This is a genomic window from Streptomyces sp. NPDC052682 (genome assembly GCF_040678435.1).
Taxonomy (GTDB): Bacteria; Actinomycetota; Actinomycetes; order Streptomycetales; family Streptomycetaceae; genus Streptomyces.
The window spans coordinates 194,613-216,062 of the sequence record NZ_JBFATS010000012.1 but is presented as its reverse complement, the minus strand read 5'-3'; the positions used below and the strand labels follow the sequence as shown (position 1 = coordinate 216,062).

Here is a 21,450-nt window from a genome sequence, read left to right as displayed (position 1 = left end):
ACTCCTCGGCGGATACTGGGACATGCGCCAGGTCGCCTCACGGACAGGTGCCCGTTTCCCGCCCGGGGCGACTAGGATGTTGCACGCTCAACCAAATGGGACGCGGTCGAGCACCGGCCGCCGCCTGCCCGGCCGCGCCGGATCACCGCCTCCCGCCACGCGGCCGCCGGACCGGCCGCGCACTGCACGGGACGTCCGCTCACCCCTGTGAGCCGGTGACCGATCGGAGAGCCGTCATGCCGTTGCTCGACCCCAAGACCTGGCAGCCCCGCGCCCTGGCGGGAGGGGAACGCACCGTGACCGAGCCCGCCACCGGCGCGGCGCTCGCCACCGTCACCCTCGCCACCGCCGCCGACGTGGAGAAGGCCGCCGAGGCCGCCCGGTCCGCGCAGGCCGAGTGGGCGCGGACCCCGCACTTCGTCCGCGCCCAGGTGCTCCGCACGGCCGGCGACCTGTTCAGCGCGCACGCCGACGAGCTGCGCCAGTGGCTGGTGCGCGAGTCCGGCTCCATACCGGGCAAGGCCGACTTCGAACTGCACGTCGCCGCCCAGGAGTGCTACGAGGCCGCGGCGCTCGCCTCCCGCCCGGCCGGGCAGGTGCTGCCCAGCGAGGCCCCCCGCCTGTCGTACACCCGGCGCGTCCCGGTCGGGGTCGTGGGGGTGATCTCCCCGTTCAACGCCCCGCTCATCCTGTCCATCCGCTCCGTCGCCCCGGCCCTGGCGCTCGGCAACGCGGTCGTGCTGAAGCCGGACCCGCGCACCGCCGTCTGCGGCGGACTCTCCCTCGCGGCGGTGTTCGCGGCGGCCGGTCTGCCCGAGGACCTGCTGCACGTCCTGCCGGGCGGTCCCGACGCCGGGCAGGCCCTGGTCGCCGACCCGCGCGTCCCCGTGATCTCCTTCACCGGCTCCACCGCCGCCGGCCGCGCCGTCGGAGAGGCCGCCGGACGGCACCTGAAGCGGGCCCATCTGGAACTCGGCGGGAACTCGGCCATGATCGTGCTGGAGGACGCCGACCTCGACGCGGTCATCTCCACCGCCGCCTGGGGCTCGTTCTTCCACCAGGGCCAGATCTGCATGACGACCGGCCGCCACCTGGTCCACGCGTCCCTGTACGACGAGTACGTCCAGCGGCTGGCCGCCCGGGCCGACTCGCTCGCCGTGGGCGACCCGCACCGCGAGCAGGTCCACCTCGGCCCGGTCATCGACGCCACCCAGCTCGCCAAGATCCACGGCCTGGTCGAGGCCAGCACCAGGAGCGGGGCCAAGCTGGCCGCGGGCGGCACCTACGAGGAGCTCTTCTACCGGCCGACCGTCCTCGCCGACGTCGACGACCACACCCCCGCCTACGCGGAGGAGGTCTTCGGCCCGGTCGCGCCCGTACGGCCCTTCCACAGCGCCGACGAAGCCGCCGCGCTCGCCGCCGAGAGCCCCTACGGGCTGTCCCTGGGCATCGTCACCCGCGACCCGGCGCGCGGCCTGGACCTGGCCGAGCGCATCCCGACCGGCATCGTCCACATCAACGACCAGACCGTGAACGACGAGGCCGTGGCCCCCTTCGGCGGCATCGCCGCCTCCGGCACCGGGGCTCGCTTCGGCGGGGAGGCCAACCTGGAGGCGTTCACGGAGCTGCGCTGGACGACGGTGCGCGGGGACGTGGCGACCTACCCGTTCTAAGCGGCCGGGTCACTGACCCTGCTGGTCCTGCTCCTGCTGTGCGGCCGGGTCACTGACCCTGCTGGTCCTGCTGGTCCTGCTGCTCCTGCTGTGCGGCGATCTGCCGGCGCACCTCGTCCATGTCCAGCTTCCGGGCCTGCCCGATGACGTCCGCCAGGGCGGCCTCGGGCAGCGCCCCCGGCTGGGCGAAGACGGCGACCTGGTCCCGCACGATCATCAGCGTCGGGATCGACTGGATACCGAAGGCCGCGGCCAGCTCCGGCTGCGCCTCGGTGTCCACCTTGCCGAACACCAGGTCCGGGTTCTCCTCGGCCGCCTTCTCGTACACCGGCGCGAACTGACGGCACGGTCCGCACCAGGACGCCCAGAAGTCGATCAGGACGAACTCGTTGTCCGTGACCGTCTGGTCGAAGTTCTCCTTGGTGAGCTCGACGGTGCTGCTCATGGCGTGTGTCCCTCTTCCTGGTGTCGGGTCCGGCCGTCGGCACAACGAGGCCGACCGGTCAGGTATTCCGCGCCCCTACCCATGTGGCCCCAGAGCACACCACCCACCAGACTGACCCCATGACGGAATCGGATTCGATCGCGTACGACGTCGTGGTGCTGGGGGCCGGGCCGGTGGGGGAGAACGTCGCCGACCGCACCCGCGCGGCGGGCCTGGCCACCGCGGTGGTGGAGAGCGAACTGGTCGGCGGCGAGTGCTCCTACTGGGCGTGCATGCCCAGCAAGGCCCTGCTGCGTCCGGTCATCGCCCGGGCCGACGCCCGCCGCGTCCCCGGCCTGCGCCAGTCGGTGCAGGGCCCCCTCGACGCCGGCGCGGTCCTCGCCCACCGGAACCACTACACCTCCGGCTGGAAGGACGACGGCCAGGTCCGGTGGCTCGACGGCGTCGGCGCCGACCTGTACCGCGGGCACGGACGCCTCAGCGGTCCGCGCACGGTGCGGGTGACCGGCTCCGACGGCACCGAACACGTCCTGACCGCCCGGTATGCGGTCGCCGTGTGCACCGGCAGCCGCGCCGTCCTGCCCGGCCTGCCGGGGATCGACGAGGTCGGGCCGTGGACCAGCCGCGAGGCCACCAGCGCGCAGTCCGTCCCGGGCCGTCTGATCGTGGTCGGCGGCGGTGTGGTCGCCACCGAGATGGCCACCGCCTGGCAGGCCCTGGGCGCGCAGGTCACCCTGCTGGTCCGGGGCAAGGGCCTGCTGGCCCGCATGGAGCCCTTCGCCGGGGAACTGGTCGCCGAGGCCCTCACCGAGGCCGGCGCCGACGTCCGCACGGGCACCTCGGTCCAGTCGGTGACCCGCGATAACGGCACGGTGGTGGTGGTCACCGACCGCGGCGAGCGCATCGAGGCCGACGAGATCCTCTTCGCCACCGGCCGCGCCCCGCGCACCGACGACATCGGCCTGGAGACGGTCGGCCTGGAACCCGGCTCCTGGCTCGACGTCGACGACACCCTCCGGGTAACCGGCCACGACTGGCTGTACGCGGTCGGCGACGTCAACCGGCGGGCCCTGCTCACCCACCAGGGCAAGTACCAGGCCCGCATCGCGGGCGCCGCCATCGCCACCCGGGCCTCCGGGCAACAGCTCGCCGCGGAGCCGTGGGGCGCGCACGCCGCGACCGCCGACCACGCCGCCGTCCCCCAGGTGGTCTTCACCGACCCGGAGGCGGCGGCCGTGGGCCTGTCCCTGGCCGAGGCGGAACAGGCCGGGCACCGGGTGAGGGCCGTCGACGTCGACCTGTCCTCCGTCGCGGGCGCGGGCCTGTACGCCGACGGCTACAAGGGCCGCGCCCGCATGGTCGTCGACCTCGAGGACGAGATCCTGCGCGGCGTCACCCTCGTCGGCCCCGGCGTCGGCGAACTCATCCACTCGGCGACCGTCGCGGTCGCCGGGCAGGTCCCGGTCGGCCGCCTGTGGCACGCGGTCCCGTCCTACCCGACCATCAGCGAGGTGTGGCTGCGGCTGCTGGAGGCGTACCGGGACAGCTGAGTCACGCGTACGACACCAGCTCCAGGTACTCCTCGCTCCACAGGTCCTCGTCCGCGTCCGGCAGCAGCAGCACCCGGTCCGGCCGCAGGGCCTTGAGGGCGCCCTCGTCGTGGGTGACCATGACGATCGCGCCGGGGTACGTGCCCACCGCGGCCAGCACCTCGGCGCGCGAGGCCGGGTCCAGGTTGTTGGTGGGCTCGTCGAGGAGCAGCACGTTCGCGCCCGAGTGGACCAGACCCGCCAGGGCGAGCCGGGTCTTCTCGCCGCCGGACAGCACGCCGACCGGCTTGTCGGCATCGTCGCCGGAGAACAGGAACGCGCCGAGGACCTGCCGGACCTCGCCGTCGGTGAGGTGCGGGGCGGTCTGCGCCAGCTGCTGACGTACCGTCAGACCGGGATCCAGCGTGTCGTGTTCCTGGGCGAAGTAGCCGAGGCGCAGTCCGTGGCCGCGCACCACCCGGCCGCTGTCGGGCGTGTCCCGGCCGGCCAGGATCCGCAACAGGGTCGTCTTGCCCGCCCCGTTGGGCCCGAGCACCACCAGGCGGCTGCCCCGGTCGACGGCCAGGTCCACCCCGCGCAGGACCTGCTGACCGTCGTACGACCGGGTCAGGCTGACGGCGCCGAGCGGGACACGGCCGCACGGCGCCGGCTCGGGCAGCCGGATGCGGGCCACCTTCTCGGCGCGCCGGGCCGGTTCCAGCGCGTCGAGCATGCGGTCGGCGCGGCGGACCATGTTCCGGGCGGCGGTCGCGGTCGCCACCCGGGCGCGCATCTTGTCGGCCTGCGCGCGCAGGGCCGCCGCCTTCCGCTCGGCGCCTGCCCGCTCGCGCGCCCGGCGCCGCTCGTCGGCCTCCCGGCGGGCCAGGTAGGTGTCCCAGCCGGTGTTGTGGATGTCGAGAGCGGCCCGCGCCGGGTCCAGGTGGAAGACGCGGTTGACCGTGTCGGCGAGCAGGGAGGTGTCGTGACTGATCATCACCAGGCCGCCCTGGTGGCTGGTCAGGAAGCCGCGCAGCCAGGCGACCGAGTCGGCGTCCAGATGGTTCGTCGGCTCGTCCAGCAGCAGGGTGCCGTGCCCGGCGAACAGGATCCGGGCCAGCTCCACGCGCCGGCGCTGACCGCCGGACAGGGCGGCGAGCGGCCGGTCCAGCACGTGCCCCGGCAGACCGAGGCCGGCGGCGACCCGGGCCGCCTGCGCCTGCGCCGCGTAGCCGCCGCGGGCCTGGAACTCGGCCTCGGCCCGCACGTACGCCGTCATCGACCGCTCCGTGGCGTCGGCCATCGCCGCCTCCGCGCGGCGCAGCGCCCGTACGGCCCGGTCCAGGCCGCGCGCGGACAGGATCCGGTCGGGGACGGTCACCGACTGGTCGGCGGCGCGGGAGTCCTGCGGGAGGTGGCCGACATCGCCGGTGCGCGTGACGGTGCCCGCGGCGGGCCGCAGGGTGCCCGCCAGGGTGTGCAGCAGGGTGGTCTTCCCCGCGCCGTTGCGGCCGACCAGGCCGATGCGGTCGCCGGGGGAGACGTGGAAGGAGATGCCGGACAGCAGCAGACGCGCGCCGACGCGCACGTCGGCATCACGAACAGTGATCATGAGTTGACGCTCCGAACAAGCAAGAGGACACACGGGTGGCGTGGAAGCGGGTCCTCAGCTAAGAGATTCGGGGCGTGGACATGCGGCCACGGTAACGGAGGGGCCCGCCCGGGCGCCTCCGGTTTTTCGGTGCGGCCTCGAACGCGGGCTCAGCGTGGCTCAGCGCGGGCTCAGTGCGGCAGCTCGAAGCCCAGCGCCGCCGCGGCCTCCCGGGGCGTCGGCTGCGCCCAGCGCTCCGCCACCGCCTGGTGGGACGACAGCGAGCGCAATTCGGCCCGGTCCAGGTACAGCGTGCCGTCGAGGTGGTCCGTCTCGTGCTGCACGATCCGCGCGGGCCAGCCGGTGACCACCTCGTCCAGCGCGCGCCCGTGCTCGTCCTGCCCGGTCAGCCGCACCGCGGCGTGCCGCGCCACCACCGCCTGATAGCCCGGCACACTCAGGCAGCCCTCGAAGAACGCGGCCCGCGCCGCTCCGGCCGGCCGGTACGAGGGATTGACCAGCACCCGGAACGGCTGCGGCACCCGGCCGCGCGCCACGCGCACCTCCTCCGGCACCGGCGCCGGGTCCTCCAGCACCGCGATCCGCAGCTCCACACCGACCTGCGGCGCGGCCAGTCCGACACCCGGCGCGGCCCGCATGGTGATCCGCAGCGCCTCGACGAACCGGGTCAGGAGCGCGGGGTCCAGCTGACCGTCGTACGGCTCGGTGCCCCGCCGCAGTACCGGATCACCGGCCGCCACGATCGGCATCGGGCCGTCGGCGGCGAGGAGTTCCTCGACCCGCTCGGCCACCGGCACACGCCCGCTCGGAGTCCCCATCGCGCCAGCATGCCACGACGGCACCTCCACGCCCCTCGGTGTGACGCACGCCATACATGCTCCCCGGGAACTCGCGACGCGGCCGGTCCGACTCCTGCATCACCACGGCCACCACGACCTCTTCCGGGAGCAGCCCGCCGATGACCACCGCCTTCCCGACCACCACGGACGAGGCCCCGCAGCCCGCCACCCCGGCACGGCCGAGGAGCCGCTGGGCCCCGCTGCGCCCCCTCGTGCTGCGCCTGCACTTCTACGCGGGCGTGCTGGTCGCGCCCTTCCTGCTCGTCGCCGCCGTCACCGGCCTGCTGTACGCCGCCTCGTTCCCGGCCGAGAGGATCCTGTACGCCCACGAGCTGACGGTGCCGGCCGGCGAGGCCGAGCTGCCGATATCCCGGCAGGTGGCGGCCGCCCGCAAGGCCCACCCGCAGGGCACGGTCACGGCCGTACGCCCTTCGCCCGAGGCCGGCGCGACGACCAGGGTGCTGCTGTCCGGCGTCCCGGGCGTGCACCCCGACCACACCCTGGCGGTGTTCGTGGACCCGTACACCGGGAAGGTGCGCGGCGCCCTCGAACAGTACGGCTCGACCGGCGCGCTGCCGTTGCGCACCTGGATCGACGAGTTGCACCGGGATCTGCACCTGGGCGAGAACGGCCGCCTGTACAGCGAGTTGGCCGCCAGCTGGCTGTGGGTGATCGCGGCCGGCGGCCTGGTGCTGTGGTTCTCCCGGCGGCGGGCCCTGCGCAAGGTGCGCGGCACCGGCGGCCGCCGTCGCACCCTCGCTCTGCACGGCACCGTCGGCGTCTGGGCCGCGGCCGGGTTCTTCTTCCTCTCGGCGACCGGCCTGACCTGGTCGGCGTACGCCGGCGCGAACATCGACGAGCTGCGCACCTCGCTCGGCCAGGCCACGCCGGCCGTGTCGGCCTCGGCGGGCGGCGACCACGCGGGCCACGGCGGCGCGGCGGACTCCGGCGGGAGCGGCGAGCACGGCGTCGGCCTGGACAAGGTGCTGGCCGCCGCCCGGGCGGAGGGTCTGGGCGACCCGGTGGAGATCGTGCCGCCCGCCGACGCGGGGTCCGCGTACGTGGTGAAGCAGGTGCAGCGCAGCTGGCCCACCAAGCAGGACGCGGTCGCCGTCGACCCGGCCACCGGCGAGGTCACCGACGTGCTGCGGTTCGCCGACTATCCGGTGCTCGCCAAGCTCACCCGCTGGGGCATCGACCTGCACACCGGGGTCCTGTTCGGTCTGGCCAACCAGATCGCCCTGATGCTGCTCGCGCTCGCGCTGATCCTGCTGATCGTGTGGGGCTACCGCATGTGGTGGCAGCGCGGCCGCGACGCCGCCTTCGGCCGGCCCGTCCCGCGCGGGGCCTGGCAGCAGGTGCCGCCGTACCTGCTCGTGCCGCTGCTGGCGGCCGTCGCCGTGCTGGGGTACTTCGTGCCGCTGCTGGGCATCCCGCTGGCGGCTTTCCTGGCGGTCGACATCGTCCTCGGGGAGATCGCCTACCGGCGGGGGCGGCGGACGTACGGGGGCGGGGCGGCGGCTCGGTAGAGATCCGGCTCCCCCGTACGACGCCGGTGCCCGGCTCCGTCGTGGGAGCCGGGCACCGGCAGGGTCCCGGGGGACTCAGAGTTGCTCGAAGTCGCCCGCCAGGGCCGAGGCGATCCGCAGGTGCGACGCGGCCTCCTCGTGCCGTCCCTGCCGCTGCAGCGTGCGGCCGAGCATCAGCCGGGCGTAGTGCTCCACCGGGTCACGCTCGACGATGACACGCAACTCGGCCTCGGCGCGGCGCAGTTGCGCGGAGTGGTAGTAGGAGCGGGCCAGCAGCAGACGCGGCGCGGTCTGCTCCGGCACCTCCTCGACCAGCCCGGCCAGGACGCGCGCCGCGGCGGCGTAGTCCCGGGCGTCGAAGAACATCCGCGCGCGCTCCCAGCGCTCGGCCGGTGTTCCGTGGGCGTAGTACGTCATGTCCACTGGTGACCTCCTCCGAGGCCTGCAACGGACCCGGGTAGTTCAATATTCCACTACTCGGTCAGGGCGGCCAGCTCCGCGTCCGCCCGCTCGGTGACGAGGGTCAGCACCCGTCCGGCGACGGCCAGGTCCTCCGTCGGGATGCCGGCGTAGATCCTGGCGCTCAGGGGCCGGATCTCGGTGACGGTCCGGTCGTACAGCTCCCGGCCGGCGTCCGTGATCCGCACCCGGGACGGAGCCTGGTCGGCCAGCAGCTTCCCGTCGATCAGCTGATCGATCGCCGTGTTCACCTCTGCCGCGCCGATCTTCAGCGTGCCGGCCACGCCGTCGACGAGACGGTCGCGTTCGACCGGTCCGTCGGCGGCGGCGGCGAGGCGCAGGGTGACGTGCTGCTCGAAGCCGATGCCGTGGCGCGCGAGCACGGTCTCCAGGACCGCGCGGGCGGCGTAGTGGGCCAGGCCTATCACCCGGGAGTCGAGGAGGGGTGCGGTGGGGGCAGGGGTGGTCATGGCTGCTCCGTCTCTGAGTGGTGGAAGGGGTCGAGAGGGGTGTCGAGCAGAAGGGTCAGGTCACGGGTGAACTCCCGTGCCCGGGGGCTGTCCGGGCCGCCGAGCGGCTCCAGCAACTGCCGCAGGAGTCCCTGGACGACCTGGATCGCCCGCCGGGTGACCTCGCGGCCCTCCTCGGTGAGGGCCAGCTGCACGGCGCGCGGGTCGCGCGGGTCCCGGGCGCGCTCCAGGAGCCCGGCGGACTCAAGGGCGCGGGCCAGCTTCGACACGTAGAGCGGTTCGAGCCCGGTGTGGTCGGCGAGGCGGCGCTGACTGGGCCGCTCACCGGCGCGTTGCATCGCGTGCAGCGAGGCCACCAGCGCGTACTGCGCGTGCGTCAGCCCCAGCGGGGCGACCGCGCGGTCTACCGCCACCCGCCACTTCATCGACAGCCGCCAGACCAGGAACCCGGGCGTCGCGCCCTCGAATGCCGAACTCATGGCAGATACAGTACATGGCTACTATGTACATGGCTACTGTTTACGCGTTCACCGCGCGGGTCCCCGGGAGGCATAGTTGAGGGACAACGTGACGGGCGGAAGGTGGCCTCGGTGAGCAACGTGGAAGCCGAGCCCGCGGCGCTGAGGTGTGGCGCGCGGGCTGACGACGAACCGGTGGCCGGGGTGCCGCGCGTGGAGGTGCTCTCCGCGCGGGAGGTGCCCCTGGGCGGCCCGCGTGCGATGACCGTGCGGCGCACGCTGCCGCAGCGGGCCCGGACCCTGATCGGAGCCTGGTGCTTCGCCGACCACTACGGACCGGACGACGTCACCGCCTCGGGCGGCATGGACGTCCCCCCGCATCCGCACACCGGGCTGCAGACGGTGAGCTGGCTGTTCAGCGGGGAGGTGGAGCACCGCGACAGCCTCGGCACCCACGCCTTCGTCCGGCCCGGCGAGATGAACCTCATGACGGGCGGGTACGGCATCGCGCACTCGGAGACCTCCACACCGCGCACCACCGTCCTGCACGGCGTCCAGCTGTGGGTGGCCCTGCCCGGGGAGCACCGGAACGCCGAACGCGCCTTCCAGCACCACGTGCCCGAACCCCGGCTCCTCGACGGAGCGCGGATCAGGGTCTTCCTGGGCACCCTCGCCGGGGACACCTCCCCGGTGCACACCTTCACCCCCCTGCTCGGCGCCGAGATCACCCTCGAGCCGCGCGCGACGCTCACGCTCGCCGTGGACCCGGCCTTCGAGCACGGCCTGCTCGTGGACAGCGGGGACGTCCGCGTGGCCGGCACGGCACTGCGCCCGGCGGAACTGGGCTACGTACACCCCGGCATCGACGCTCTGACGCTGGTCAACGAGTCCGGCGGCCCGGCGCGGACGATCCTGCTCGGCGGCACGCCGTTCGACGAGGAGATCGTCATGTGGTGGAACTTCGTCGGCCGCAGCCATGACGACATCGCCCGGGCCCGCGAGGAATGGGAGGCCTTCTCCGACCGCTTCGGAGCGGTCCGCGGATACCCGGGCAGGCGTCTTCCCGCCCCCGCCCTGCCGAACGCCACCATCACCCCGCGCCAGAACCCGCCCCGCTCCTGAGCCGCGAACGCGCGTCCTTGGGCGGCCGGGCGACGTCGTTCGCCGGTCGATGCCGGTCGAGAACATGGGCGAGTCCTGTGCGGCAGGCGGTCCCCGGCGTGGACAGCGTGGTGGTCAGGGCGTGACGGACCGCGGCTTCCCGTGCTGTCGGCGCGGTGCCGTGTGGACCGGGAGCGGTCAGGGGAGACTGGCCGTCATGACGGCGACGACGGCGGCGCGCGAGCCGCGAGGAGGGCGCTTTCGGCGGCGCGGAACGGGTCTCGTACTCGCCACTGCGACCGCCGCCCTGGCCCTGTCCGGTTGCGGCGGCACACCGGACCGCAGCGACGCGGCACCCTCCGGCGGGTCCTCCGCCGGGCGGGCCGCTACGCCCCCCTCCCCCCAGCCCTCCTCCCGGGAGCCGTCGGCGAGGGCGGCGGACGGGCGTGACGTAAGTGCCTGCGCCGACGGCGACTGCGCGATCGCGGTGTCCGAGCCGGTGAGCTTCCGTTTCGCGAGCCCGCGCGGCCCGGCGACGCTGTCCGTCACCGAGGTCGGCCCGAACAAGGTCGCCTACACGGTCCAGACGGGCAGCGGCCAGTCCAGGGGCGGGGCGACGGGCCCCGGACAGGGCTGCGTCACGGTGCTCCGCGTCAACGGCAGCGGCAACTCCTGCGGCCCGCTCGGCGAGGCCGCCCGGCCGAGTCCCCAGCCCGACGCCGTGGTGATCCAGGCGGCGACCGGCCAGGACGGCACGGCGATCCTGCACCTCGTCTCCCGGTGAGGGGTGCCCCGCCCGGGCTCCCTGATCCTCTTTGCCGTTTCGGCAACAGCCGTTGGTGCTCGGGGTGGCGCGGTCGCAGTCTGGTGACCGCCAAGGCCGACGAGACCAGGAGGCTGCACGATGAGTGCCCACGCAGACATGCGTCCCGCACAGCGCCCCGGCGACGACGCACCGCGCACCAACCGCGTCCACCACGTGCCGGCGGGCGAGCTGGACGGGCCCACCGCGATCAGCGGCAGCACGGTCGGATCGAGGAAGCTGTGGATGGGCCTGGTGGTGAACCCGCCGTCGAGCGCGACGGACAACCACCACCACGGCGACTCCGAGGCGGGGATCTACGTGGTCAGCGGTCACCCCGTGTTCGTCTACCACGACGGCACCCGGGAGGTCAGGCTCCCGGGCAGCCCGGGCGACTTCTTCCTCGTACCCCCGTTCGTCCCGCACCGCGAGGAGAACCCCGACCCGGACGAGCCGGCGGTCGTCGTGATCGCCCGGACCACGCAGGAACCGGTCAAGGTCCCCGTACCCGAGCTGTACCGGCTGGGCGAGACGGACCCGCGCTAGCGGGAACGCTACGCGGCGAGCTCCTTGCGGATGCGGTCCAGCATGAACGCCGAGGACTCCCGGGCCCGTTCCTCCCAGGCGAAGACGCAGGCCGTGGCCACCCCGTCGAAGTTCATCTCGCGCAGCGTGCCGAAGAAGGCGTCCCAGTCGACCTCGCCCTGGCCGATGTCCAGGTGCTGGTGGATCCGGGCCGGGGTGCCGGGCGGGTTGAGGATGTAGCGCAGGCCCGAGGAGCCCTTGTGGTTGAAGGAGTCCGCGATGTGCACGTGGGCGAGCTTGTCACCGGCGTGGCGCAGCATCGCGGCGATGTCCGCGCCGGTCTCGCCCGGGCCGGCCAGGTGGAAGGTGTGCGGGGCGCAGTACAGGTAGTTCACCCAGGGCTTGTTGATCGCCCGGACCAGATCGACCGCGGGGGTGTTCTCCTCACAGAAGTCGTCCGGGTGGGCCTCCAGGTTCAGGGCGAGGCCCTCCCGCTCGAAGAGGGGCAGCAGGTCCTCCATCGAGCGCCAGAACGCCGCCTCGCTCTCGGCGGCGCGCTCCGGGCGGCCGTTGAACTCCGAGTTCATCAGCGGGCACTCCAGGTCCACGGTGATCTCGATCATCCGCTTCCAGTAGCGCACGGCGGCCTGCCGTTCGGTCTCGTCCGGCGAGGACCACTTGTACAGGGGCAGGACCGACGACAGCCGCACCCCGTGGGTGCGCAGGGACCTCTTGAACTCCGCCACGCGCGCGTCGTCGGCCCGCGGGTGCAGGAAGAACGGCATGAAGTCGTCGCGGGGCGACAACTCGATGTACTCGTAGCCGAGTTCGGCGACGGTGCGCACCATCTCGTCGAGCGGCAGCGCGCGGAACATGTAGGGGTCGAGGGCGATCTTCATGCGGTGCCTCCGTAGAACGCCGGGCGGGGCTTCATGTCGACGGTGACGACGGTGCCGTCGGACTCCAGGGAGCGGACGGCGGCGTCGGTGATGACGGTGGCGGCGTAGCCGTCCCAGGCGGTCGGCCCGGTCGGCTCGGCGCCCGCGGCGACGGCGTCGATCCACGCGCGGAACTCGGCGTCGAAGGCGTCCGCGAAGCGGCCCTTCCAGTCCTTCAGGACGGCGGTGGTGTGCCGGCCCGCGGTACGCACGCCGACGGCGGCCGGGTCGGGCAGCCGCAGCAGGCCGTCCTCGCCGACGATCTCGCACTGGATGTCGTAGCCGTACTGGCAGTTGACGAACACCTCGAGGTCGATCCGGACGCCGCTCAGCGTCTCGAAGAGCATGATCTGCGGGTCCTTCAGGTGCGCGAACCGCTTGCCGGTGGCGCGCGGGGTGATCACCTGGGCCGAGACGATCTCGTCGTCGAGCAGCCAGCGCAGGGTGTCGATCTCGTGCACGGCCGTGTCCTGCGCGGCCATCGCCGAGTGGTACGCCTGCGGCACGGTCGGGTTGCGGTGCGCGCAGTGCGCGATCAGCGGGGCGCCGACGGCACCGGAGGCGAGCTGCTCCTTCATCTGGCGGTAGCCCGCGTCGAAGCGGCGCATGAAGCCGACCTGGACCAGACGGCGGCCGTGGGCGCGCTCGGCGTCGACGATCCGCAGACAGTCCTCGGCGGTGGTGGCCAGGGGCTTCTCGCAGAACACGGGCTTGCCGGCGGCGACGGCGTTCAGCACGTGCTCGGCGTGGGTGGGTCCCCAGGAGGTGACGAGAACGGCGTCGACGTCCGGGGAGGCGATGAGGTCGGCGCCGGCCGGGAGCGCCCTCGCCCCGGCCCGGGCGGCGACCTGCGCCGCGCGGGCGGCGTCCAGGTCGGTCACGGCGGTCACGGCGGCGCCCGTGACGACCTCGGTCAGGCGCCGGATGTGGTCCTGGCCGATCATTCCGGCGCCGATGACACCTACACGTACGGTCATGGTCGTATCCCTTGCATGGTCCTTCGGAGGGGGTTTCAGGAGAAGCGGGTGCGCAGTTCGGCCTCGAGGGTCTCCAGCGTGCGGCCCCGGGTCTCGGGGACGCAGCGGTGGACGAAGGCGAGGGACACCAGGCCCACCGCGACGAACAGGAAGAAGGTGCTGGAGATCCCGATGCCGGAGACCAGGGACGGGAAGACCAGGCCGATCACGAAGTTGGTCAGCCACAGCACCACGGCCGCCACACCCATCCCGAAGCCGCGCATCCGCATCGGGAAGATCTCCGACAGCATCAGCCAGGTCACCGGGGAGATGGCGCCCTGCTGGAAGGCGAGGAAGGTGACGGTCATGGCGAGCACGGCGTAGGCGCGCCCGTCGCCGGACGGCAGCACCAGCGAGAACACCCCGATCAGCAACAGGGCGGCGGTGGTGCCGAGCTGACCGGCCATCAGCATGGGACGGCGGTCGACCCGGCCCAGCAGCCAGATGCCGGCGAAGGTGGCCAGTACCGAGATCACCCCGTTGGCGATGTTCGCCGTCAGCGCGCTGTCGGCGGCGAAACCGGCGTCGGTGAGGATCTGCGTGCCGTAGTACATGATCGTGTTGACGCCGGTGATCTGCTGCACGACGGCGATGCCGAACCCGACGAACATCAGCCTGCGCACCCACGGCACGGCCTTCATCTCCTGGATGCCGCCGAGCTTCTCCCGCCCGTCCTGCACGGCCAGCGCGGAGACCTCGCTCAGCTCGGCCTCGGCCCGCTGCCGCGAGCGCACCTGCCGCAGCACCTCCAGGGCGTCGGAGAAGCGGCTCTGCGCGGCCAGCCAGCGCGGGCTCTCCGGCATGACCAGCATCCCGAACCACAGCACGACGGCCGGCAGGGTGGCGACCACCAGCATCCAGCGCCACACCCCACCCGCTTCGCCGCCCACCCGCGCGATGACCGCGTTGGAGGTGAAGGCCAGCAACTGCCCGCTGACGATCATGAGTTCGTTGCGGGTGACCAGCGCGCCGCGCCGCTCGGCGGGGGAGACCTCGGCGAGGTAGACGGGCACGGTCACCGAAGCGCCGCCCACCGCGAGACCGAGCACGAACCGGGCGACGACCATGACGGCCGTGCTGGGGGCGAGGGTGCAGCCGAGCGCGCCGGCGAAGAACAGCACGGCCAGTGTGAGGATGGTGCGCCGCCTGCCGCGCGCGTCCGACAGCCGCCCGCCGGCCACCGCGCCCAGCGCGGCGCCCAGCAGCAGCGAGCTGGTGACCATGCCCTCGGTGACCGGGGTCAGGCCGAGATCCTCGGTCATGTAGGGCAGGGCGCCGTTGATGACGCCGGTGTCGTAGCCGAAGAGCAGTCCGCCGAAGGTGGCGATGACGGTGATGACCCGCAGCCGTCGCCGCACCGCTGGCGGCGCGTCGTCCCGCGTGGTCGTGTCCGGCGTGGCGGGTTTCGTGTCGTCCCTGACGTCCATGGGGCCTCCTAGCGCGTGAGCTTCGGGCGGCGGGTTCCCACCAGACCGCATCCGGCCAGGTGTTCACGGGTCCGTACGGCGATGGGCAGCGGTACCTCGGGCGCGCACGGGTACAGGTCCTGCTCGACGATTACGAACAACTCCGCGTCCAGCCGGGCGAGTTCGGCCACCACGTCGGCCGGGTCGGGCACCCCCGCGGGCGGTGTCACGCACACCCCGCGCCGGACGGCCTCGCCGAAGGAGAGGTCCTCGGCGGCGACCTGGGCGAGCACCGCCGGATCCATCTGCTTGATGTGCACATAGCCGACGCGTTCGCCGAACCGGCGGACCAGGTCGAGGTTGTCCCCACCGCCGTAGGCCACGTGCCCGGTGTCCAGGCACAGGTTGGTGTACCGGCCGTCGGACTCGTTGAGCAGCCGCTCGATCTCCGGCTGGGTCTGCAGGTGGCTGTCGGCGTGCGGATGGACGACGAGCCGTACGTCGTACTCGTCGAGGAGGAGCCTGCCGAGCCGGTCGGCCCGGGCGCCGAAGCCCGCCCACTGCTCGGCCGTCAGGTCCGGCGACTCGGTGAACGCGCCGGTCTTCTCGTCGCGATACATGGGCGGGATGAGGACCAGGTGGTGGGCGCCCGCGGCGGCGGTCAGCGCGGCGACCCGGCGGACGTGCGCGAGCATCTCGTCCCAGGCCTCGGGGCGGTGCAGCGCGCCGAACGCGGTGCCGCCGGAGACCTTCAGGCCCCGGGCGTCGAGTTCGTCCGTCAGCCGTGCCGGATCGGTGGGGAGGTAGCCGTACGGGCCCAGCTCCAGCCACCGGTAGCCGGCCTCGGCGAGCTCGTCGAGGAAGCGGGTGTACGGGACCTGGTGCTCGTCCTCGGGGAACCACACGCCCCAGGAGTCGGGGGCGGAACCGAGGCACAGGTTGCCCGCGAGGACCGGGGGCGGGGAAGGCGCCATTGCCATAGCGAGTCCTTCGGAGGGAGGGAGGGCGGTGAGGAACTGCCTGGCGCGCTCTACTAGAGCGCTCTAGACGAGTACGATGAGCCCTGTCCAAATGTCATGTCAATACCGTGTGGCGGGAAGATTTCCGGACGGGGGACGTCGGGGCGGGCCGTAAGGTGGGCGGCGGCGAAAGGTGGGTGCACAGGTGGACGGTTCGGGCAGGCAGCGGCCCACGATGGCGGATGTCGCCGAGAAGGCGGGGGTCTCACGGGCGCTCGTCTCGATCGTCTTCCGCAACCAGCCGGGCGCCAGCCGGGAGACCCGTGAGCGGGTGCTGCGCGTCGCCGACGAGATCGGCTACCGCCCCGACAACGCGGCCCGGCTGCTGGCCCGCGGGCGCAGCCGCACCCTCGGCGTGATGTTCACCGTGCACCAGACGTTCCACACGAACCTCATCGAGGGCATCTACCCGGAGGCCGAACGGCTCGGCTACGACGTGCTGCTGTCCGCGGCCGCCCAGGGCCGCAGCGAGGCCAAGGCGGTCGAGGCGCTGCTCGGGCACCGCTGCGAGGCGGTGATCCTGCTCGGCCCCGACGCCGAGCCCGCCTACCTCGACGAACTGGGCCGCCGTACGGTCACCGTCTCGGTCAGCCGCCGGGTGCCGCACGCCCGCGTCGACTTCGTGCACTCCGCCGAGGCCAAGGGTATCCGCCAGGCCACGGACCACCTCGTGGAGCTCGGGCACCGCCGGATCGTGCACATCGACGGCGACCGGGGCCCCGGGTCCGCCGAGCGGCGGCGCGCCTACCGTGCCGCGATGCGCCGCCACGGGCTCGACGCCGAGATGCGGGTCATCCCCGGCGACCACACCGAACAGTCCGGCATCGAGACCGGCCGTGCGCTGCTCGCCGAGCGGGAGCGCGGCCTGCCGCTGCCGACCGCGGTCCTCGCGGGCAACGACCGCTGCGCCTGGGGTCTGCTGACGGTACTGACCCGGTCCGGTATCGACGTGCCGCGCGATGTGTCCGTCGTCGGCTACGACGACAGCCACCTCTCCCACCTGATGCCGATCGGGCTGACCACCGTCCGCCAGGACGCGGCGCTCATGGCGGAGCACGCGGTGCGGTTCGCCGTGGAGCGGCTGGAGGACAGGACGCTGGAGCCGAGGGAGGCGGTGGTGGACCCCAAGCTGGTGGTCCGGGGCACGAGCGGGCCGGCCCCGCAGGAGCCGGCGTCCTGACAGCCCGCCGTCGTGACACCCCGGCGGGTCCGCCCGTGCTCCGCCGCTGCCGCGATCCCGCCGCAGGTCTCGGCATGAACCAGCACCGGGACGGGGGGCTCCATGCCGGGGCCGGCGGCCGCGGCAACGGCGACCGGGCATCCCGTCGCCGACGAAGACAGGATGCCAGCTCGGGTGATCCGGCGGGTCAGCCGCCGTGCACGGCGCTGACGAGGTCGGGCAGCAGCCTCGCCGCGTCGGGCGTGCCCAGGCCGATGAATGCCCTCCTGGAAGTCCGCCGCGTAGGTGGCCGGGTTGGAGGCGAGCTCGTACAGGGCCGGGTTGGTCGGTCCGGGTCCGCCGCCGTCGAGCTGCGCGGCGATGGCGACCAGACCCGCCCGCTGCGGGCACAGCAACGATCAAAGAATCGCGGGCGAAGCAGGCCGCCCGGCAGCGCGAGGCACACCCGCAGACGTTCATGTGTTCTATTCCGTTTTATGCTCGAAGGAGATGGTCAGGCGGAAGGCCGACCTGACGGCCTGCCGTCGGCCTCCGGAGAGAGGAGGCGGACATGAAGGCGCCGATACGGCGTTCTGCGGTCTTGGCCAGTGCCGCCGCGCTGGTGATCTCGATGGTGGGCGCGGTCGGCGGTACCGCGTCCGCGCTGCCCGCCGGTGACGAGGACGGCGAGCTGAAGTTCGGCTACGTCCTGCCGGAGACGGGACAGCTCGCCTTTCTTGGACCGCCGCAGATCGAGTCGGTGAAGTTCGCGATCAAGCAGATCAACGACGCCGGTGGCGTCCTGGGCAGGCCGGTGCCGGCCGTGGTCGGCAGCGACGAGGCCGGTCAGGAGGCGGTGGCCGCCCAGTCCGCCGACCGGGTGCTCGCCGCCGGCGTGGACGCGGTGATCGGTGCCGCGGCGTCCGGCATGTCGCTGGCGTTCATCGACCGGGTGACGGGCGCGGGTGTGGTGCAGTGCTCGGCGTCCAACACCGCCCCCACGTTCACCGACTACGAGGACGACGGATACTACTTCCGTACCGCTCCGAGCGACGCCCTGCAGGGGCCGGTTCTCGCGGACGCCGTGCGGGAGGACGGCCACAAGCGGGTGGCCCTGATCGCCCGGGCCGACGACTACGGGCGCGGCCTGCTGCGGAGCACGGAGGAGTCCCTGAGGGACGGCGGCGCGACCGTCGCGCTCGCCGAGACCTACGACCCGAGGGCCACCAACTTCGACCAGATCGTGCAGCAGGTCAGGAACAGCGACCCGGACGCTGTCGTGTTGATCGCCTTCGAGGAGGGCGCCCGGATTCTGCAGGGCCTGATCGAGGCGGGACTCGGACCGGACCGGGTCGGCGTGTACGGCGCCGACGGACTGCGCAGTGAGGACCTGCCCTCGCTGGTCTCCCGCGGCAACCCCGAACGGCTCGCCGGCATGAAGGGGACGGCCCCGGCCTCGGCGGCCAACGAACGGTACGTCAACGATCTGAAGAAGTTCGCCCCGGACCTGAAGGAGCTGCAGTACGCACCCCAGGCCTTCGACTGCGTGACGACGGTCGCGCTCGCCGCGGAGAAGGCCGGGTCGGACAACCCGGAGGTCTTCGTCAAGGAGATGAACGGCATCACCAAGGACGGCGAGAAGTGCACGTCCTTCGCCGACTGCAAGCGGCTGCTCGCGGCCGGCCGGGACATCGACTACGACGGTGTGAGCGGTCCGCTCGACTTCACCGACGCCGGTGAGCCGGGCCGGGCGACGATCGAGGTGTACGGCTACGACGACCAGGCCAAGCTGCGCACCCTGCGCACGGAGGTGAGCACCCAGGAGTGAACCCGAGAGGCGGAGGGGATCAGCGGACGCGGGCGAGGGTGCCGAGATACAGCTCGATCACCTTCTCGTCGTGCAGCAGGGCCCTGCCCGTGCCGGTGTACGCGTTGCGGCCCTGGTCGAGCACATAGCCGCGGTCGCAGATCTGCAGGCATCTGCGGGCGTTCTGCTCGACCATCAGCACGGCGACGCCCGCCCCGTTGATCTCCTTCACCCGGTCGAAGACGATGTCCTGGTGGACCGGCGACAGACCGGCCGAGGGCTCGTCGAGCAGCAGCAGCCGGGGCTCCGTCATCAGCGCGCGCGCCATCGCGAGCATCTGCCGCTCGCCCCCGGACATCGCCCCGGCCTTCTGCCTGCGCCGGGCGGCCAGGACGGGGAAGAGCTCCTCCATCGCCGCGGCCCGCCGTGCGTAGGCCCTGGGCCGTAGGTAGATGCCCATCCGCAGGTTCTCTTCGACCGTCAGCTCCGCGAAGACGTTCTGCAACTGCGGCACGTACCCGACACCGCGGCGCACCAGCTCGTGCGCGGGCCGGTTGGTGACCTCCTCCCCGTGCAGCCGTACCGTCCCGCCGCGCACCCGCAGCAGCCCGAACACCGCCTTGATCAGGGTCGACTTCCCCGCTCCATTGGGGCCGATCACCCCGACCAGCTCACCCGGCCGCACCTCGGCGCTGCACCCGCGCAGGACGTCGACGCCCGGCACGTATCCGGCCACGATCTCGTCGGCCGCCAGGACCGGTGCCGCCGGTGCCGGTGTCCGCTCGCCCTTGGGCATGGTCACTCCCTTCCGCCGGTCGCCTCCGGTTCGTCGTGCCGCCTGCCGAGATAGGCGTCCACGACGGCGGGGTTCCGGCCGATCGTCTGCGGCGGGCCCTCGGCCACCAGCCGGCCGTCGGCCATGACGGCGACCCAGTCGCTGATGCCCATGACCACGTCCATGTCGTGCTCGACGAAGCAGACGGTCAGTCCCTCGTCGCGCAGCCGGGTGATGTGGCCGAGGAGGGACTGGACCAGCGCGGGATTCACCCCGGCCATCGGCTCGTCGAGCAGCAGCATGACCGGCCGGGACATCAGGGCGCGAGCCAGTTCGAGCAGCTTGCGCTGCCCTCCGGAGAGGGTCCCCGCGTAGTCGTCGCGCACCGGGGTGAGCCGGAACCGCTCCAGCAGCTCCTCGGCCCGGCGCCGGGCATCGCGCTCCTGCCCGCGCCACAGCGGGCGCACCAGCGCCGGCAGCAGCCGTTCGCCGCGCTGCCCGGGGGCGGCCAGCAGCATGTTGTCCAGGACGGTGAGCCGGGGCAGGGTCCTGGTGAGCTGGAACGTCCGGACGAGCCCGCTGCGCGCCACCCGGTACGCCGGGCGGCCGGTGAGGGGCTTCCCGTCGAACGACCACCGGCCGCCGTCGGCCCGGTCGAACCCGCTCACCACGTTGAACAGCGTCGTCTTGCCGGCCCCGTTGGGCCCGATCAGCGCCGTGATGACCCCGCGCTGCACCTCCAGATGCTCGATCCGTACGGCGACCAGCCCGCCGAACGTGCGCGTCACCCGGTCCATGACCAGCACGGGATCGGGCTTGCGCACCCCGGGTTCGGGCGGGGTTCCGGCGAGGCCCACGGGGCTGGCGGCACCACCTGCCGGAGCGGAGTCAGCGGCCACTGAGCATCATCTCCTTCCGGCTGCCGAGAAGACCCTGCGGCCTGAAGACGATCAGCAGGATCAAGGCGATGCCCACCAGGGCGAAGCGCACGGCGCCCACCTCGGACGTGCTGATCAGCTCCGAGGAGATGTAGCCCGCGCCGATGGCCTGCCGCAGCGCACTGTCGAGGAAGGTCAGCACGAACCAGAACAGCACCGAGCCGACGACCGGCCCGAGGATCCGCCCGGCGCCGCCCAGCACCAGCAGCGTGTACAGGAAGAAGGTGACGCCCGGGTCGAAGCTGTCGGGGCTCACCGACTGCACCTGGATCGCCTGCAGCATGCCCGCCGCACCGCCGAGGAGGCCGCCCAGCACCAGGGACTGCATCTTGTACGCGTACACGTTCTTGCCGAGGCTGCGCGCGGCCGTCTCGTCCTCGCGGACGGACTGCACGACCCGGCCCCAGGGGCTGTGCACCAGCAGCGCCAGCAGGATCCCGACCAGGACCACCAGCGCCCAGCCGACGGTCATCACCCACAGGTCCCGGGCGCCGAACTCCACCAGCCACAGGCCGTAGGTGCCGCGCGGAATCGGGTTGAGGTCGTAGAAGTCGCCCGCGAACCTCTGCAGCCCGTACACGCCGCCGGTGACGGGCTCGGCCCAGCTGGAGCGGTAGAACAGCCGCAGCGTCTCCCCGGCGGCGATCGTGGTGATCGCGAGATAGTCGGCGCGCAGCCTGAGCGTGGGCAGGCCGAGCAGCAGCGCCAGCACGATCGCGCAGCCGAGTCCGGCGAACACGCCGAGCCACATCGGTCCCGACCACGTCGCAACCGTGATGGCGAGCCCGTAGCCGCCCACCAGCATGAAGCCGACCTGGCCGAAGTTGAGCAGGCCGGTGTACCCGAAGTGCAGGTTCAGGCCCATCGCGGCGAGCGCGTACACCGCGGCGATGGGACCGATACCGGACCGCAGCGCGTCGGAGACGATGACCGAGACGTCCACGACCGCCTCC

Annotated in this window: 21 protein-coding genes; 8 read left to right on the top strand and 13 right to left on the bottom strand. The window is 72.9% G+C overall.

Annotated features, from left to right (window positions below):
- Window positions 1-236 precede the first annotated feature (236 nt).
- Entirely contained in the window at window positions 237-1,673 is a 1,437-nt protein-coding gene (locus tag AB0K80_RS20990; protein ID WP_365671755.1) for an aldehyde dehydrogenase family protein, read from the top strand.
- Window positions 1,674-1,722: 49 nt separating this feature from the next.
- Here AB0K80_RS20990 and trxA read toward each other — a convergent pair whose 3' ends face one another.
- A complete protein-coding gene (trxA, locus tag AB0K80_RS20985; protein ID WP_365671753.1) occupies window positions 1,723-2,118 on the bottom strand; it encodes a thioredoxin in 396 nt (131 codons plus the stop codon).
- A gap of 119 nt (window positions 2,119-2,237) precedes the next feature.
- Here trxA and AB0K80_RS20980 point away from each other — a divergent pair, with 119 nt between their 5' ends.
- On the top strand, window positions 2,238-3,668 hold the full coding sequence (locus AB0K80_RS20980; protein WP_365671751.1) for an NAD(P)/FAD-dependent oxidoreductase: 1,431 nt from the start codon (window positions 2,238-2,240) through the stop codon (window positions 3,666-3,668).
- A 1-nt stretch (window position 3,669) separates the two neighbouring features.
- Here AB0K80_RS20980 and AB0K80_RS20975 read toward each other — a convergent pair whose 3' ends face one another.
- Window positions 3,670-5,256, bottom strand: a complete 1,587-nt coding sequence (locus AB0K80_RS20975; protein WP_365671749.1) for an ABC-F family ATP-binding cassette domain-containing protein — start codon at window positions 5,254-5,256, stop codon at window positions 3,670-3,672.
- 170 nt (window positions 5,257-5,426) lie between these two features.
- A complete protein-coding gene (locus AB0K80_RS20970) occupies window positions 5,427-6,074 on the bottom strand; it encodes a peptide deformylase (protein ID WP_365671747.1) in 648 nt (215 codons plus the stop codon).
- Between the two features lie 140 nt (window positions 6,075-6,214).
- Here AB0K80_RS20970 and AB0K80_RS20965 point away from each other — a divergent pair, with 140 nt between their 5' ends.
- Window positions 6,215-7,624, top strand: a complete 1,410-nt coding sequence (locus tag AB0K80_RS20965) for a PepSY-associated TM helix domain-containing protein (protein WP_365671746.1) — start codon at window positions 6,215-6,217, stop codon at window positions 7,622-7,624.
- A 75-nt stretch (window positions 7,625-7,699) separates the two neighbouring features.
- On the opposite strand, the gene AB0K80_RS20960 is transcribed toward AB0K80_RS20965, so the two are convergent.
- The 3 genes from AB0K80_RS20960 to AB0K80_RS20950 are packed head-to-tail and all read right to left on the bottom strand — an operon-like array spanning window position 7,700 to window position 9,032.
- Window positions 7,700-8,047, bottom strand: coding sequence for a tetratricopeptide repeat protein (locus AB0K80_RS20960; protein WP_365671745.1), 348 nt, complete (start codon window positions 8,045-8,047; stop codon window positions 7,700-7,702).
- A gap of 50 nt (window positions 8,048-8,097) precedes the next feature.
- On the bottom strand, window positions 8,098-8,553 hold the full coding sequence (locus tag AB0K80_RS20955) for a MarR family winged helix-turn-helix transcriptional regulator (RefSeq protein ID WP_365671743.1): 456 nt from the start codon (window positions 8,551-8,553) through the stop codon (window positions 8,098-8,100).
- A complete protein-coding gene (locus AB0K80_RS20950; protein ID WP_365671739.1) occupies window positions 8,550-9,032 on the bottom strand; it encodes a MarR family transcriptional regulator in 483 nt (160 codons plus the stop codon). The genes AB0K80_RS20955 and AB0K80_RS20950 overlap by 4 nt, the downstream gene beginning before the upstream one ends.
- Window positions 9,033-9,143: 111 nt before the next feature.
- Between AB0K80_RS20950 and AB0K80_RS20945 the strand changes: the two genes are divergently transcribed.
- The 3 genes from AB0K80_RS20945 to AB0K80_RS20935 all read left to right on the top strand — a co-directional run bounded on the left by AB0K80_RS20945 (window position 9,144) and on the right by AB0K80_RS20935 (window position 11,460).
- Window positions 9,144-10,133, top strand: a complete 990-nt coding sequence (locus AB0K80_RS20945) for a pirin family protein (protein ID WP_365671736.1) — start codon at window positions 9,144-9,146, stop codon at window positions 10,131-10,133.
- 478 nt (window positions 10,134-10,611) lie between these two features.
- On the top strand, window positions 10,612-10,896 hold the full coding sequence (locus tag AB0K80_RS20940) for a hypothetical protein (RefSeq protein ID WP_365671734.1): 285 nt from the start codon (window positions 10,612-10,614) through the stop codon (window positions 10,894-10,896).
- 138 nt (window positions 10,897-11,034) lie between these two features.
- Window positions 11,035-11,460, top strand: coding sequence for a cupin domain-containing protein (locus AB0K80_RS20935; protein ID WP_365671865.1), 426 nt, complete (start codon window positions 11,035-11,037; stop codon window positions 11,458-11,460).
- Between the two features lie 8 nt (window positions 11,461-11,468).
- On the opposite strand, the gene AB0K80_RS20930 is transcribed toward AB0K80_RS20935, so the two are convergent.
- The 4 genes from AB0K80_RS20930 to AB0K80_RS20915 are packed head-to-tail and all read right to left on the bottom strand — an operon-like array spanning window position 11,469 to window position 15,779.
- Entirely contained in the window at window positions 11,469-12,338 is an 870-nt protein-coding gene (locus AB0K80_RS20930; protein ID WP_365671732.1) for a sugar phosphate isomerase/epimerase, read from the bottom strand.
- Window positions 12,335-13,354, bottom strand: coding sequence for a Gfo/Idh/MocA family oxidoreductase (locus AB0K80_RS20925; RefSeq protein WP_365671730.1), 1,020 nt, complete (start codon window positions 13,352-13,354; stop codon window positions 12,335-12,337). Before AB0K80_RS20925 ends, AB0K80_RS20930 begins: the two co-directional genes overlap by 4 nt.
- A 35-nt stretch (window positions 13,355-13,389) precedes the next feature.
- On the bottom strand, window positions 13,390-14,820 hold the full coding sequence (locus AB0K80_RS20920) for a sugar porter family MFS transporter (protein WP_365671728.1): 1,431 nt from the start codon (window positions 14,818-14,820) through the stop codon (window positions 13,390-13,392).
- 8 nt (window positions 14,821-14,828) lie between these two features.
- Window positions 14,829-15,779 carry a TIM barrel protein gene (locus tag AB0K80_RS20915; protein WP_365671726.1) on the bottom strand — a complete coding sequence of 317 codons (951 nt, stop codon included), beginning with the start codon at window positions 15,777-15,779 and terminating at the stop codon, window positions 14,829-14,831.
- A 214-nt stretch (window positions 15,780-15,993) separates the two neighbouring features.
- Between AB0K80_RS20915 and AB0K80_RS20910 the strand changes: the two genes are divergently transcribed.
- A complete protein-coding gene (locus AB0K80_RS20910; protein ID WP_365671863.1) occupies window positions 15,994-16,998 on the top strand; it encodes a LacI family DNA-binding transcriptional regulator in 1,005 nt (334 codons plus the stop codon).
- A gap of 550 nt (window positions 16,999-17,548) precedes the next feature.
- Window positions 17,549-18,805, top strand: coding sequence for an ABC transporter substrate-binding protein (locus AB0K80_RS20905; protein ID WP_365671723.1), 1,257 nt, complete (start codon window positions 17,549-17,551; stop codon window positions 18,803-18,805).
- 19 nt (window positions 18,806-18,824) lie between these two features.
- Here the strand turns inward: AB0K80_RS20905 and AB0K80_RS20900 are convergent, their stop codons facing one another.
- The 3 genes from AB0K80_RS20900 to AB0K80_RS20890 are packed head-to-tail and all read right to left on the bottom strand — an operon-like array spanning window position 18,825 to window position 21,440.
- A complete protein-coding gene (locus tag AB0K80_RS20900) occupies window positions 18,825-19,580 on the bottom strand; it encodes an ABC transporter ATP-binding protein (RefSeq protein ID WP_365671721.1) in 756 nt (251 codons plus the stop codon).
- Window positions 19,581-19,582: 2 nt separating this feature from the next.
- Entirely contained in the window at window positions 19,583-20,458 is an 876-nt protein-coding gene (locus AB0K80_RS20895; RefSeq protein WP_365671719.1) for an ABC transporter ATP-binding protein, read from the bottom strand.
- A complete protein-coding gene (locus tag AB0K80_RS20890; protein WP_365671717.1) occupies window positions 20,448-21,440 on the bottom strand; it encodes a branched-chain amino acid ABC transporter permease in 993 nt (330 codons plus the stop codon). Before AB0K80_RS20890 ends, AB0K80_RS20895 begins: the two co-directional genes overlap by 11 nt.
- Window positions 21,441-21,450: the final 10 nt, after the last annotated feature.

Bases quoted from the DNA above. Each gene is read 5' to 3' on its own strand.
- AB0K80_RS20990 (WP_365671755.1), top strand. From the start codon at position 237: ATGCCGTTGCTCGACCCCAAGACCTGGCAGCCCCGCGCCCTGGCGGGA.
- trxA (WP_365671753.1), bottom strand. From the start codon at position 2,118: ATGAGCAGCACCGTCGAGCTCACCAAGGAGAACTTCGACCAGACGGTC.
- AB0K80_RS20980 (WP_365671751.1), top strand. From the start codon at position 2,238: ATGACGGAATCGGATTCGATCGCGTACGACGTCGTGGTGCTGGGGGCC.
- AB0K80_RS20975 (WP_365671749.1), bottom strand. From the start codon at position 5,256: ATGATCACTGTTCGTGATGCCGACGTGCGCGTCGGCGCGCGTCTGCTG.
- AB0K80_RS20970 (WP_365671747.1), bottom strand. From the start codon at position 6,074: ATGGGGACTCCGAGCGGGCGTGTGCCGGTGGCCGAGCGGGTCGAGGAA.
- AB0K80_RS20965 (WP_365671746.1), top strand. From the start codon at position 6,215: ATGACCACCGCCTTCCCGACCACCACGGACGAGGCCCCGCAGCCCGCC.
- AB0K80_RS20955 (WP_365671743.1), bottom strand. From the start codon at position 8,553: ATGACCACCCCTGCCCCCACCGCACCCCTCCTCGACTCCCGGGTGATA.
- AB0K80_RS20950 (WP_365671739.1), bottom strand. From the start codon at position 9,032: ATGAGTTCGGCATTCGAGGGCGCGACGCCCGGGTTCCTGGTCTGGCGG.
- AB0K80_RS20935 (WP_365671865.1), top strand. From the start codon at position 11,035: ATGCGTCCCGCACAGCGCCCCGGCGACGACGCACCGCGCACCAACCGC.
- AB0K80_RS20930 (WP_365671732.1), bottom strand. From the start codon at position 12,338: ATGAAGATCGCCCTCGACCCCTACATGTTCCGCGCGCTGCCGCTCGAC.
- AB0K80_RS20925 (WP_365671730.1), bottom strand. From the start codon at position 13,354: ATGACCGTACGTGTAGGTGTCATCGGCGCCGGAATGATCGGCCAGGAC.
- AB0K80_RS20920 (WP_365671728.1), bottom strand. From the start codon at position 14,820: ATGGACGTCAGGGACGACACGAAACCCGCCACGCCGGACACGACCACG.
- AB0K80_RS20915 (WP_365671726.1), bottom strand. From the start codon at position 15,779: ATGGCAATGGCGCCTTCCCCGCCCCCGGTCCTCGCGGGCAACCTGTGC.
- AB0K80_RS20910 (WP_365671863.1), top strand. From the start codon at position 15,994: ATGGCGGATGTCGCCGAGAAGGCGGGGGTCTCACGGGCGCTCGTCTCG.
- AB0K80_RS20905 (WP_365671723.1), top strand. From the start codon at position 17,549: ATGAAGGCGCCGATACGGCGTTCTGCGGTCTTGGCCAGTGCCGCCGCG.
- AB0K80_RS20900 (WP_365671721.1), bottom strand. From the start codon at position 19,580: ATGCCCAAGGGCGAGCGGACACCGGCACCGGCGGCACCGGTCCTGGCG.